Source organism: Xanthomonas sp. NCPPB 4467, assembly GCF_041475665.2.
Classification (GTDB): Bacteria; Pseudomonadota; Gammaproteobacteria; order Xanthomonadales; family Xanthomonadaceae; genus Xanthomonas; species Xanthomonas dyei.
This window is the reverse complement of the sequence record NZ_CM191260.1, coordinates 423,516-436,512: the sequence shown is the minus strand read 5'-3', so window position 1 is coordinate 436,512 and position 12,997 is coordinate 423,516. Positions and strand designations below refer to the sequence as shown.

At 64.6% G+C, this 12,997-nt stretch carries 10 protein-coding genes; 9 read left to right on the top strand and 1 reads right to left on the bottom strand.

The window, feature by feature from the left end; all coding sequences use genetic code 11:
• Window positions 1-169: 169 nt before the first annotated feature.
• The gene (locus ACCQ06_RS01795; protein ID WP_104615249.1) at window positions 170-1,087 is read right to left on the bottom strand and encodes a LysR family transcriptional regulator; all 918 of its coding nucleotides are present in this window, start codon (window positions 1,085-1,087) and stop codon (window positions 170-172) included.
• Between the two features lie 126 nt (window positions 1,088-1,213).
• Between ACCQ06_RS01795 and ACCQ06_RS01790 the strand changes: the two genes are divergently transcribed.
• From ACCQ06_RS01790 to gvpU, 9 genes are all read left to right on the top strand, one after another.
• Window positions 1,214-2,266, top strand: coding sequence for an aromatic ring-hydroxylating dioxygenase subunit alpha (locus ACCQ06_RS01790; protein WP_316689963.1), 1,053 nt, complete (start codon window positions 1,214-1,216; stop codon window positions 2,264-2,266).
• A gap of 17 nt (window positions 2,267-2,283) precedes the next feature.
• Window positions 2,284-3,243: a PDR/VanB family oxidoreductase gene (locus ACCQ06_RS01785; protein WP_316689962.1), complete on the top strand. Its 960-nt coding sequence runs from the start codon at window positions 2,284-2,286 to the stop codon at window positions 3,241-3,243.
• Window positions 3,244-3,626: 383 nt separating this feature from the next.
• Window positions 3,627-4,940, top strand: a complete 1,314-nt coding sequence (locus tag ACCQ06_RS01780) for an NCS2 family permease (RefSeq protein WP_316692475.1) — start codon at window positions 3,627-3,629, stop codon at window positions 4,938-4,940.
• Between the two features lie 118 nt (window positions 4,941-5,058).
• Window positions 5,059-6,603, top strand: coding sequence for an adenosine deaminase family protein (locus tag ACCQ06_RS01775; RefSeq protein ID WP_316689961.1), 1,545 nt, complete (start codon window positions 5,059-5,061; stop codon window positions 6,601-6,603).
• Window positions 6,604-7,006: 403 nt separating this feature from the next.
• Entirely contained in the window at window positions 7,007-8,467 is a 1,461-nt protein-coding gene (locus ACCQ06_RS01770; protein WP_104615254.1) for an AtzE family amidohydrolase, read from the top strand.
• Window positions 8,467-10,047: a gamma-glutamyltransferase gene (ggt, locus tag ACCQ06_RS01765; RefSeq protein WP_316689960.1), complete on the top strand. Its 1,581-nt coding sequence runs from the start codon at window positions 8,467-8,469 to the stop codon at window positions 10,045-10,047. Before ACCQ06_RS01770 ends, ggt begins: the two co-directional genes overlap by 1 nt.
• Before the next feature lie 489 nt (window positions 10,048-10,536).
• On the top strand, window positions 10,537-11,130 hold the full coding sequence (locus ACCQ06_RS01760) for a hypothetical protein (protein WP_316689959.1): 594 nt from the start codon (window positions 10,537-10,539) through the stop codon (window positions 11,128-11,130).
• Window positions 11,131-11,299: 169 nt separating this feature from the next.
• Window positions 11,300-12,013, top strand: coding sequence for a hypothetical protein (locus tag ACCQ06_RS01755; protein WP_316689957.1), 714 nt, complete (start codon window positions 11,300-11,302; stop codon window positions 12,011-12,013).
• A gap of 479 nt (window positions 12,014-12,492) precedes the next feature.
• Window positions 12,493-12,951 (top strand): gas vesicle accessory protein GvpU, encoded by a 459-nt coding sequence (gene gvpU, locus ACCQ06_RS01750; protein WP_055853542.1) that lies wholly within the window; start codon window positions 12,493-12,495, stop codon window positions 12,949-12,951.
• Window positions 12,952-12,997 lie beyond the last annotated feature (46 nt).

Sequence of the window (12,997 nt, the reverse complement as noted above, 5' to 3'; positions counted from 1 at the left end):
TGTACTGGGTGAGCGTTGCCCTCATCCGCCCTGCGGGCACCTTCTCCCGCAGGCGGGAGAAGCGACGCACTGCGGCATCTGCATGCCATCAGCCCTTACAAACGCGTTGCCGTTCCCCTCTCCCGCCTGCGGGAGAGGGGCAGGGGTGAGGGCCGCTTGCGCAACACGCTCACCCCACCACGGGTACCGCCATCGCATCGATCTTCGCCGCCAGCGCCTGGATCGCCAGCTGCGCCGAGCGCGAGAGCTGTCGCTGCGGGGCCACGCACAAGGCCAGCGTCATCGGCTTGGTCAGGTGCTGGCGGAACGGCACGAACGCCAGTCGCCCGTCGGCCACATCGGGGGCGGCGTCCAGCCACGACATCAGACCCACGCCCGCACCCGCGCGCACCAGTCCACGCAGGGTGCGCACATCGTTGCAGTGGGTGAGCCGCTTCACGTCGATGTGCTGGCGCTGGTACAGCACCTTGGCGTGCTCGCCCACGATCAGCGGCGCGGCCGGCAGCAACAACCGGTGCTCCAGCGTCTCGCTCAGCTGCAGCTCGGTGCGCGTGCTCAACGGGTGCCCGACCGGCATCGCAATGCCCAACGGGATATCCGCAAACGCGCGCACCTCCAGGTCCACGCTGCTCACCGGGTCCAGCAACAGGCCGATATCCACGTCGGCGGAGGTCACCATTTCCATCACCCGCTGGTTGCGCGCAGTGGACAGGTTGAAGGTGATGCCCGGATAGTCCTGCACCAGCGCGGCCACCGCTGCCGGCACCACGCCTTCGCTGAGCGCGTCGATCATGGCGATCTCCACATGCCCGCGGCGCAGCCCCTTGAGCTCGTCGAAGCGCTCCAGGGTGCGCGCGTAGGCCTTCTCCCAGCCGCGTACATCCACCAGCAGCAGCTCGCCGGCGGCGGTCAGCCGCAACCGGCCCGGCAGGCGTTCGAACAGCTGCGCGCCCAGCTCTTCCTCGGCCTTGAGGATCTGCCGGTCGATCGCCGAGGCGGACACGTGCAACACGTCGGACGCCTTGCGGATGCTGCCGCAGCGGGCCACTTCGATGAAGTAACGGGTGAAGCGGGAGAAGGTCAGCATGCGGCGGGGCTCGGTTGGCGTTGCATTTTTTGCAATGGCTTGGCGGAAAAACGATGTTTGATCACACACCCCCGGCTTCCTAGAGTCAATCGGGCACCGCTCCCGCCTCACGCCAGAGACCGCCCCATGGATGTCGCCGTCCCCGCCCTGCCGCTGCACTGCACCTTCGACGCCGCCGACTGGCAGCGCCTGGCCCAGCATTGGCACGCGGTGGCGCTGAGCAGCGAGGTGGGGCAGGCGCCGTTCAAGGCCACCCTGCTGGACGAGCCGCTGGTGCTGTACCGGCTGGGCGAGGAGCTGGTGGCCGCGCGCGATGTCTGCCCGCACCGCGGCGTGCCGCTGAGCATGGGCACCGCCGACGGCGGCGGCGTGGTCTGCGCGTACCACGGTCTGCGCTTCGGCGCGGACGGGCGCTGCAATCACATCCCGGCCAGCCCAAACCAGAACATCCCGGCCAAGATGCGCCTGCACACCTATGCGGTGGCCGAGCGCTACGGCTTGATCTGGGTGTGCCTGGCCAAACCGGCCGACGTGAGCGCGGCCGAGGTGCAGATCCCGCCGATGCCGGGTTGGGACGAGGATGGCTTCCAGCAGATCGTGTGCCCGGCGTTCGACATCGGCGGCAGCGCCGCGCGGCAACTGGAAGGCTTCATCGACGTGGCGCATTTCGCCTTCGTGCACACCGCTACCTTCGCCCAGCCGGACAAGCGCGAGGTACCGGCCTACACCACCACCGAAACGCCGACCGGTTTCAACGCCGATTACCTCAGCAGCGTGGCCAATTATTCGGTGGACATGCCGCTGCCGGAGGTGGACCCCAGCTTCCAGTGGCTGCGGCACTTCGAAATCCATCTGCCGTTTACCGCCACGCTCACCATCCACTTCCCGGTGCCGGGCAAGCGGCTGGTAATCATGAATGCCGCCAGCCCGGTGTCCAAGCACAAGACGCGTCTGCTGGTGCCGATCGCGCGCAACTTCGACACCCATTTGCCGGTGGAAGACGTGCACGCCTTCAACCTGCGCGTATTCGAAGAGGACCGCGCCATGGTCGAGGCGCAGCGCCCCGAATACCTGCCGCTGGACCCGCTGCTGGAGGTGCACATCCCGGCCGACCGCAGTTCGATCGCCTATCGCCGTGGCCTGCGCAGCCAGGGCTATAGCGACTTTTTTCTGCGTTGACCGCCGAGGATCACGCCATGCAACTGCACGAGGTCCGCGTCGCCGACGTCTTCGACCAGGGCCATCGCCAACGCGCGATCCGGCTGGAGCCGATCGACGCCGAACTGCCTGCTTTCGAGGCCGGCGCGCACGTGGATCTGCATCTGCCGGATGGGTTGATCCGCCAGTATTCGATTGCCAGCGCACCGCATGCGCGCGATCACTATTTGCTGTGCGTCAAATTGGCCGACGCCTCGCGCGGCGGCTCGCGGCATCTGTGCGAGCAGCTCAGCGCCGGCGACCGCCTGCAGATTTCCAGCCCGCGCAATCTGTTCCCGCTGCATCCGGGCGAGCGGCATGTGCTGCTGGCCGCCGGTATCGGCATCACCCCGCTGCTGTCGATGGCCGAAGCACTGGAAGTGCGTGGCGAGCCGTTCGTGCTGCATTACTACGCGCGCCGGCATGCCGATGTGGCCTTCGTGCAGCGGCTGCAACAGGGCTTCACCCATGGGCAGGTGCACGTGCATCTGAGCGATGGCGGGCAAAGCCCGCGCGTGCATGTGCCCGACGCAATCGTGCAGGCAGGCGCGCACGATCAGCTGTATCTGTGCGGGCCGGCCGCGTTCATGGACCACTTCACCCAACTTGCCAGGACGTATGGATGGACGGCGGCGCAGTTGCATCGCGAACACTTCGCCGCTGCCGAAACCAGCCTGGCGCACGATGCCGACAGCGCCTTCGAAGTGGAACTGGCCGCCAGTGGCCGCGTGGTGCAGGTGCCGGCCGATTGCAGCATCGCCAGCGCCTTGCTCGATGCCGGTATCGCGGTGCCGCTGTCTTGCGAACAAGGCATGTGCGGTGCCTGCCTGACTGGCGTCATCGCCGGCACGCCGGATCACCGCGACAGCGTGCTCAGCGACGGCGAACATGCCGCCAATACCCAGATCACGCTGTGCTGCTCGCGCAGCCGCTCGCCACGCCTGGTGCTGGATCTTTGAGCGCTTTGTGTGTCATGCGTTTGCGCAGACGTGACGACAGCGATAGCGCAGGTGGCTGACGACGTTCACGCTGCAGCGCAAAGCAGCCGCAAAGGTTGCAGGACACCTGTGGATGGAGGTGCGCCCCGCGTCGTCTTGCACGGTGCGATTGATCGTTGCACAAGACAACGCCGGCGCAGAGACAGACAACTGCCTGCGGTTATGTCATTGCACTGCGCAACACGCAGTGCACTTGCAGTGCATTCCGTGTCCAAGGTCCGTGGCAATCGTCCTGCCACGGTGCAAGATATTCGGCCCGCGCGTGCCCCCCCTGTGTCGATGAGATGTCTGCCGATGGTTGTTTGTGTGATCGCCTTCGCCCGCCCTTGCAGAGGTGCATGCTGATGCGCTGGCCCGGATTTGCGCTGGCCGCCAATGGCAGCAGCGTGCGCACGGAGGTCCTGGCCGGCGCCACCACCTTCCTGACGATGGCTTACATCGTCTTCGTCAACCCCGACATTCTGGCCACCACTGGCATGGACCACGGCGCGGTGTTCGTCGCGACCTGTCTGGCCGCCGCGCTTGGCTCGCTGCTGATGGGCGTGCTGGCCAACTATCCCATCGGCATGGCGCCGGGCATGGGCTTGAATGCGTTTTTTGCCTTCTCGGTGGTGGGCACGCTGGGCTACAGCTGGCAGCAGACGTTGGGGCTGGTGTTCGTCTCCGGCTGCGTGTTCCTGCTGCTCAGCGTCACCGGCGCGCGGCGCTGGCTGGTGGATGGCATCCCGCCCGCGTTGCGCAGTGCGATTGCGGCAGGTATTGGCCTGTTTTTGGCATTGATCGGCCTGCAAAAAGCCAGGCTGGTGGTGGCGCATCCGCAGACGCTGGTGACCCTGGGCGATCTGCATCGTCCCGAACCACTGCTTGCGCTGGCGGGGCTGCTGCTGATCGGCGTACTGGAAGTCCGCCGCGTGCGTGGGGCGATGTTGCTGGGCATCCTGGCGGTCACTGTGGCGGCGCTGGCGCTGGGTCTGGTGCACTACCAGGGCGTGCTGTCGCTGCCGCCGAGCCTGGCGCCTACCCTGCTGCAGCTCGATATTGCCGGCGCCTTGCAAGGCCATGGCGGCAGCGGCGCATTGACCGCCGTGCTGCACGTGGTGCTGGTGTTCGTGCTGGTGGAAATGTTCGATGCCACCGGCACCTTGATGGGCGTGGCCGAGCGCGCCGGCCTGTTGCATACCCCGGCGCACCGTCGTCAGTTCGACCGCGCCCTGCTCGCCGACAGCACCGCCATCCTGGCCGGCTCGCTGCTTGGCACCTCCAGCACCACCGCCTACGTGGAAAGCGCTGCCGGCGTGCAGGCAGGCGGGCGCACCGGCCTCACCGCGCTGGTGGTGGCAGCGCTGTTTCTGCTGGCGCTGTTGTTTTCGCCATTGGCGGCGATGGTGCCGGCGTATGCCACCGCACCGGCGCTGATCTACCTGGCATCGGTGATGCTGCGCGAATGCACGCAGATCCAGTGGGACGATGTCGGCGACGCGCTACCGGCCGCGATCTGCATGCTGGCGATGCCGCTCACCTACTCCATCGCCACCGGTCTGGCCTTCGGCTTCATCACCTACGCAGCACTCAAGCTGGGCAGTGGCCGCTGGCGCGCGGTGCATCCGGCTACTTGGGTAATCGCCAGCCTGTTCGTGCTGCGCTATGCGTTGGAATGAGCGGATCGCCACGGCTGTTTCATCTCACGCCCCACTGGTCACCCGCCGCGTCGCGCGGCAAGCTGCAGCGCAATCGGCAGCGCCACAGCATTGCCGCCTCTTTCCCAGAGCTCACCGCATGCCACCTCGTTCTCGCTGTCTGATCCTTGCCTTGTGCGCCTTGTTACCGGGCATGACGCTCGCACGTCCCGCGCAAGCGCCCGCGCAGCACCGCGAGCAGCAGGTGGCGCAGCTGTTTCACGACGCGGCCGCGCACCCTGCGCAATTGCGCGCGTGGCTGCAGGCCATGCCCAAGGGCGGCGACCTGCACAACCATCTCTCCGGTTCGGTGTATGCCGAGGACTATCTGCAATGGGCCAGCGAAGACGGTGCCTGCGTGCAACTGGACGACCTGAGCCTGCGCGCTGCGCCGTGCGGTCAGGGTCAGGAGCCCGCACGTGGTCTGGCCGCGCGCAATGCGGCGCTGTACGGGCGGGTGGTCGATGCATTGTCGATGCGCAAGTTTCTCCCCGATGTTGCCCAGCCCAGCGGGCACGACCAGTTTTTCAGCACCTTCGGCAAGTTCGACGCGGTAGTGCGAGCGCGCGTGGCAGACACCGTCGCTGCGGTGCTCGACCAGGCCGCGCGCGACCGCGTGCCATATGTGGAGATCATCGCCAACCCGCCGCAGATGGAGCAGGCCGCACAGCGTATGCAGTCGCTGCCGTGGAGCGGCGATGACGATGCCGCCAACCTGCGCGCGCTGCAGGGTGACTTGCCGCCGCTGGTGCAGGCCGCGCAACGCGCGCTGGCGGCCACCGACGCGCAGGTGCGCAGCGTGCTGCGTTGCGACCAGGCCGATGCACGCCCCGGCTGCCAGGTGAGCTACCGCTACGTGCCCTATGTGCTGCGCGTGTTGCCGCAACCGATGGTGTTCGGGCAGATGGCGCTGGCGCATGCCCTGATCGCGGCCGGCGGCAGTCGCGCGGTGGCGCTGAATATAGTCGCGCCCGAAGACCACCCGGTGGCATTGGCCGATTACACCCGGCATATGGCGATGTTCCGCTTCTTCGCTACCCGCTATCCGGGGGTGCCGCTGTCCTTGCATGCCGGCGAGCTGACGCTGGGGTTGGTGCCGCCGGCGCAGCTGCGCTCGCATATCCGCCAGGCCGTGGAGGCCGGTGCGCAGCGCATCGGCCATGGGGTGGACCTGCCCTACGAAGACGATGCCAACGGGCTGCTGCAACAGATGCGCAGCAAACAGGTTGCGGTGGAGATCAACCTCACCAGCAACGATGTGATTCTGGGCGTCAAAGGCGCCGCGCACCCACTGGCGATGTATCTGCGCGCCGGTGTTCCGGTGGTGCTGTCCACCGACGATGCCGGCGTCTCGCGCGCGGACATGACCCACGAATATCAGCGTGCCATGCAGGAGCAAGCCATCGATTACCCGACCCTCAAGCAACTGGCACGCAATGGCCTGAGCTACAGCTTTCTGCCCGGTGCCAGCCTGTGGACCGACGACGGCGCCGCCGTGCCGGCCTGTGCGGCAGCGGTGCAGCGCGACACCGACGATGCGGCCTGCGCCGAGTTCCGCAAGGCCAGCGAGAAGGCACGCTTGCAATGGCAGCTGGAAACCGACCTGGCGCAGTACGAGCGCACGTTGCTGGCAGAACGAAAATAGGGCTGAGACCACCCATATGAAACGCACCACTCAGGCACGCGGTCGCATGCGATGCACTTCATCGACACAGCGTCATCGCACGCAGGCACGCTCCTACGCATGGGAGGTCCGCTCCATCGTCGCCGCACTGCCGTCCTTTTCCCCGCCCCAAGCGCAATGACCCACTTGCGCGCTACCAGTGCCCCACGCATCCCCAACCTATCGGGCACCATCACCTAACGCATCACCCGCAGAAAGGGGCTAGCGTCCAGAGCGCAACACGCTGAGACAAAACCACCGCACTTTCCCGCCGCATCGTGCTTTGATCGCGCATCCACAGCGTCGCCTGGCACCACAGCCGCAGGCGCCGTGGTCCGGCAACGCACCACACACCCGCACCACTCCCAGCAACCCAAGGTGACCCATGCAACTCCCAGCGCAGTGGCAGGTCGGCATCGATCGCAATAGCGAGGTCCTGCGCGGCCACGCGCAGCTCCTGGCCACCTTCATCGCTCCGCGTCCCGCATCGCCGGACACAGCCACCCCGCGCGGCCAGATCGCCGCGATCGTCAGCACCACGCGTAGTCAGCCCACGCTGGCCGCACGGCATGCCACCCAGACGCTGACGCGCATCAACCAGGCTAACGACCGCCTGTGTGCGATCACCCGCCTGCTGCCCGCACGCGCCGCTGCCGATGCTGCGCGCGTGCAGGCCGCGCTGGCCGGCGGCAGCGATGGCGGTGCGTTGGCCGGGGTGCCGTTCGTGGTCAAGGATCTGTTCGACGTCGCCGGCCAGGTCACCACCGCTGGCGCCGTGGTCCGCGCGCAGTGCGCGCCCGCCAGCCGCGATGCGGCGGTGGTGCAACGCCTGTGCGATGCCGGTGCGGTGCTGGTGGGCACCGCCAACATGGACGAATTCGCCTACGGCTTTGCCACCGTCAACGCGCATTACGGCACCACCGCCAATCCGCACGATCACCGGCATCTGGCCGGTGGTTCGTCCGGCGGCTCGGCGGCAGCGGTGGCGGCCGGGCTGGTGCCGTTTGCACTCGGCTCGGACACCAACGGTTCCATCCGCGTGCCGGCCGCGTTATGCGGTGTGTACGGCCTGCGCCCCACTCACGGCACGTTGCAGCTGGAGGGCGTGTTCCCATTCGTCGATGCACTGGATGTGGTCGGCCCGTTCGCTAACTCGGTGGCCGATCTGCGCCGCGTGTACGAGGTCATGCACGGCCATGCGCTGCGCAGCTGCAACGTCGCCAACCTGCGTATCGCCCGGCTCGGCGGCTGGTTTCAACGCAATCTCGATCCCGAGCTGGATGCTGGCATCGGCGCATTGCTGACCGCGTGCAACAGCAGCACGCTCGTCGAATTGCCGGAAGCAGAGCGCGCCCGCGCCGCTGCCTTCGTACTCACCGCGGCCGAGGGCGGCCACCGCCATCGCGCAGCACTCAGCACGCACGGCGATCAGTTCGACCCGGCCACGCGCGACCGCCTGTTCGCCGGTCTGCAGCTGCCGGCCAGCGCGGTGGCCGATGCACACCGCTTCGCGCACTGGTTTGGCGCAGCCATGCAACAGCTGTGGGACGACGTGGATGTACTGATCGCCCCGGCTACGCCCTGCGTTGCGCCGCGCATCGATCAGGACACCATCGTGATCGATGGCCTGCCCGTGTCTGCACGCGCCAACCTCGGCATCTTCACCCAACCGCTCGGCCTGGCCGCCTGCCCGGTGCTGGCCGCGCCGTTGTCGCGCCCGGGGCGGCTGCCGCTGGGGGTGCAATTGATCGCCGCACCCGGCCGCGAAGACCGCCTGTTCGCACTCGCCGCACAACTCGAGCGCGACGGCTTGCTCGCCTTCAGCGCGCCGCCGGAGACACCCTGATGCTGCATACCTTGCGCGCACGTCGCGGCATGGTCGTCGCCCCGCACCATCTGGCTGCACAGGCCGGGCGCGACATCCTGCGCGCCGGCGGCAACGCCATCGAAGCGGCCGTCGCCACCGCCGCCTGCCTGGCCGTGGTGTATCCGCACATGACCGGCATCGGCGGCGATGGCTTCTGGCTGATCCATGAGCCCGACGGCCGCGTACACGCCATCGATGCCTGCGGCCGCGCCGCGCAGGCGGCCACGCTGGACTTCTATCGCGGCCACGCGCAGATCCCCTGGCGCGGCCCCGGCGCAGCCAACACCGTGGCCGGCACCGTCTCCGGCTGGGCGCTGGCGCTGCAACAAGCCGGTGGCGCACTGCCCTTGCCGCAGCTGCTGCAAGAGGCCATCCATCACGCCGACGCAGGCGTGGCCATCACCCTCGGCGGTGCGCAGGTCGCCGCCAGCAAGGGCGATGCACTGCGCTGCCTGCCCGGCGCGTATGCGCGCATCTTCGAGCCGCGTGGCGCGCCCCTGCACGAAGGCGCAGTGCTGCAGCAGCCGCAACTCGCCCGCACCCTGCAGCGGCTGGCAAACGATGGGCTGGACAGCTTCTACCGCGGCGCCCTGGCCGACGATATCGCTGCCGATCTGCACACGCTCGGCAGCCCGCTGAAGGCCGACGACCTGGCCGCACATACCGCCGAAGTCAGCGTGCCGCTGTCGGTCGCCATTGCCGGCGCGCGCTTGTACAACCATGCACCGCCCACGCAAGGATTGGCGTCGCTGCTGATCCTGGCCTTGTTCGATCGCCTGCATGCCGACCAGCCGGATAGCTACGCGCATCTGCACGGCCTGATCGAAGCCACCAAACAGGCCTTCCTGATCCGCGATGCGCACATCGGCGACCCGGCCTGGATGTCGCTCGACGCACAGGCGCTGCTCGACGATAGCGCCGCGCTCGACGCATTGGCCGCACGCATCGACATGACCACCGCATTGCCGTGGCCGCAACCCTCGCAGGCTGGCGACACTGTCTGGTTCGGCGCCATCGACACGCACGGCCGCGCGGTAAGCTGCATCCAGTCCACCTATTTCGAATTCGGCTCAGGCCTGGTCCTGCCACGCACCGGCATCACCTGGCAAAACCGCGGCTGCAGCTTTCGTCTCGCACCCGATGGCTGGAACGCCCTCGCCCCAGGGCGCAAACCTTTCCACACGCTCAACCCCGCGCTGGCCACCTTCGACGACGGCCGCGTCATGACCTACGGCACCATGGGCGGCGAAGGCCAACCGCAAACCCAGGCGGCGATGTTCTCGCGCTACGCCCGCTACGGCATGCCGCTGCAACAGGCCATCACCGCACCGCGCTGGCTGCTCGGCCGCACCTGGGGCGAAGACAGCACCTCGCTGAAGCTGGAAGACCGCTTCGATCCGGCCGTGGTGCAAGCACTGTGCGACGCCGGACATGCAGTGGAACTATTGCCCGCCTATACCTCGGTGATGGGCCATGCCGGCGCATTGGTGCGCGAGGTGGATGGCGTGATCAGCGGCGCCAGTGACCCGCGCTCCGATGGCGCAGTGGCTGGGTGGTGAGGGTTAGGGCGTGTTCGCCGCCGGTTATCTACGCGCTTCAAAAAAGTCGTGGCGTATCTGGGCCAATCCGACCTCCTTCGATTACCGGCCTTGATCGTGTCATCGATATGCACTAGCAATTTACTATTTTTCTGCCCTTTTTGGCAGTATGTGACTAAGAGCGGCTAAAAAACGTAACGAGCGCTCGCCAGGCAGATATGGATAGCGCGATAGCGCGCTGGAACCTGAGCCCACGAGTAGTGCATGTCGATTCCGAGCACCGGCCGCGCCCGTCTGGGCTGGCGCAGTATTTTTTAGCTTCTGCCTGAAAGTGCATAAGATTTTCTAATATTTTATATGCCGGAAAATAATATTATATTTACCATGCGAAAGCGGAATGCTAATTTTACTATTTTTTGTAAAATTTAGATTTACATCACTTTTTTTAGAAGAATTTTCGAAAAAATTTTGTGTGCGGATCATCCCGCAAAACGAGAGAAGGAAGATAGAGTGAACAGAATTCACTATAAAGGATTACTCGTACCGATGGTTGTTTCGATGGCGATATTATCGACAGGCTGCTCTGCCACTTTCACAAAAGCAAGAGTTTATGGCGAGTGCTCAAATAGAGCTGGCGGTGGAGGAGAATGCAAAGTTGGCGCAGAAGCAACATGGGAGCGAGGTGGCCCCATGTTTGCAGCTGCGCTGGAAGCCATGAATATCAGCGCCGATGCTCAAAGTTATGAGTTGGACACATCGGGATCCACCATCCCATATCCCGCCCAGGGAGATTTCGTTGTCACTTTATCCGACTCTGCAACAGGCACGGTACAAGCAGCTCGGACCTTCCGTTGGGTAAAGGTGGGTACGGTATTGAAGGCAGCAGACCCAAATGCAATAAATGAATGGGCATATGCCAACTCTGGTAGCTCAGACAAAATCACTTACGAGGTAGTGAAATTTCGCTCCAGTTATTCGTCTGGGCAGCAAGTGATTGCAGGGCAATCGAGGTATGAAGGGAATACTCAAGCCACGTATTCTGTTGCATTCGATGGAACCTCCTGCCCACGTGTTCCAACGCCTACGCCCTGCAATCCCAACTGAGCCTGGATCCACACACGATATGGAAATGATGCCACCGCGGAAGAGATCGAGAGCATTTTTGTCACGGCCTTGGACTGCATGCTTTTACACGCTGGTGCTTGCACCAGTTATTTCCCTGTTGGGCTGCGCATCATTGAGAGAAGTGCCACAAGGCGTCAGTCCCGAGGGCATGAATCTGATCTCCATAAGACGTTTTTCCGCTTTCACTTATGTCGTGAGCGATATGTATCTACCGGAGGAGAAGAAAATGGAGCGCCGTCGAGGCGCTCCACATCTTCAGCGCCTGCGGTGCCCTGATACCCGCATGAGTATCACCCTACTGACCGTCAGAGAGACCGAGGATGTCGGGAAATACTGCGCGGCAGTCGAAGGCGCACTCGGACAGGTCATGGGCGTCTACAGAAAGACTGCGATCGGCATCAATCTTTACCTGCTTCCCCCCGGATCCGGCTTCCATAAGCGAACGGCCTCACTAGGACTCAATGATGCCACTCTTAACCTGGCGGCCCCATTATTTGCGGACAATCCGAGGACGCTGGGAAATCTCGTTGATCTCGTCTCTCATGAGAGCTTCCATCTAGCGGGATACCTGGCAGGGGATAGCCGGGCAGCTGATGAGCATTCCGCCTATTGGATGGGGCTGTGTTCTCAACTCACGGTGCTCGGCCTAGTGCGCGGCGACAATTTGCCAGGCGGCATCATCCGCACTGGGAACGAGGCCATTGCAGAGTCCTCTGAGCAAGCCTTTGCCGTCAGGCGTGATGTTCAGGCCTACATGATAGACGGAGAAATCCGGATAGATAGTGTGGGAGGCAAGGCCATGCTTGAGACCTGCCGAAACACATTTCCCGCCGTTGACGCCGCAAATACACCAGGCCACTGACGAAACCTCGTTTTTCGAACGCTACCGCCATACAAAAAGCCGGCTACGTTGCGCTTCTCGCTGTCTTACGTGCAGCTCGAGCGATTTCCAGATGGAAGTAACAGGCAACCCACCACGGCCATTGATTGCTTCGGCACCTGTCAAAGGCTGGGCACGCCGAAAGTACGGTAGCCGCCTGGCAACTGGGTACCTGCGGAGCGCATGGACATGACGAACCACCATGACAAGCCGCCTCGCGGGAGTTAAGGAAGGCAGGCGTGGTCGCGACTGGACGTCGGATCAATCATCTGAGGCAGGACGGTTCAAGGTAAGGAACATGCCATAGACTCACCCCATGCTCTTCCACGTGGCACTGGCGGCCCCAACCGCAGCGATCACCTGACAGAACGCACCCGCGTTCTTGGGCATGCAAGGCGATGCGTAGGCAGGTCGCCGCGCTGATTCCGACACACATCACACCTTCAATCAGGGAGAGCCACATGACAGATCAAGAAGACAATCAACCGAGCCTGGAAGACGTCAAGCTGGCGTTCGACGGCCAGAGCCTGGATTGGTATCTGCAGAAGCTGGTCGCGACCGTCAACACCTCGAACGTGCAGTTCGGCATCACGCTGTTTGTGGAAGGCATCATTGTTTCCGGCCAGCTGGTTAGCGGGAAGCAGTACTTCGAAGCGTTTGCGCAGGAATTCTCCGCTGCCTATCCCGGCGATGCCGAGGAAAAAGAGGATATCCGCCGCGCGTTCGCCAGCCATGCCAGCATCTACGACACCGAGGACGATGCGCAGCAAAGCAGCAGGCCGCCGCAGTTCATTCACCTGATCGAGTCACGTTGCTTCTCGCCCGGTGGACAGCCGCTGCCCAGCAACCGCGGCGTGCTCTGGCGCGGCAAGGTCAATGCCGTGTCCGGCTTTACGCTGGGATCGCTGTCGGCGGATTAAGCCCGATAGGCTCGGTGTTGGTGTGAGGTGCTCGCCACCTCACACC

What these genes read in the sequence shown, in the direction of transcription:
- ACCQ06_RS01795 (WP_104615249.1), bottom strand. Translation starts at nt 1,087, where the DNA reads ATGCTGACCTTCTCCCGCTTCACCCGTTACTTCATCGAAGTGGCCCGC.
- ACCQ06_RS01785 (WP_316689962.1), top strand. Translation starts at nt 2,284, where the DNA reads ATGCAACTGCACGAGGTCCGCGTCGCCGACGTCTTCGACCAGGGCCAT.
- ACCQ06_RS01755 (WP_316689957.1), top strand. Translation starts at nt 11,300, where the DNA reads ATGAATCTGATCTCCATAAGACGTTTTTCCGCTTTCACTTATGTCGTG.
- ggt (WP_316689960.1), top strand. Translation starts at nt 8,467, where the DNA reads ATGCTGCATACCTTGCGCGCACGTCGCGGCATGGTCGTCGCCCCGCAC.
- ACCQ06_RS01780 (WP_316692475.1), top strand. Translation starts at nt 3,627, where the DNA reads ATGCGCTGGCCCGGATTTGCGCTGGCCGCCAATGGCAGCAGCGTGCGC.
- ACCQ06_RS01770 (WP_104615254.1), top strand. Translation starts at nt 7,007, where the DNA reads ATGCAACTCCCAGCGCAGTGGCAGGTCGGCATCGATCGCAATAGCGAG.
- gvpU (WP_055853542.1), top strand. Translation starts at nt 12,493, where the DNA reads ATGACAGATCAAGAAGACAATCAACCGAGCCTGGAAGACGTCAAGCTG.
- ACCQ06_RS01775 (WP_316689961.1), top strand. Translation starts at nt 5,059, where the DNA reads ATGCCACCTCGTTCTCGCTGTCTGATCCTTGCCTTGTGCGCCTTGTTA.
- ACCQ06_RS01790 (WP_316689963.1), top strand. Translation starts at nt 1,214, where the DNA reads ATGGATGTCGCCGTCCCCGCCCTGCCGCTGCACTGCACCTTCGACGCC.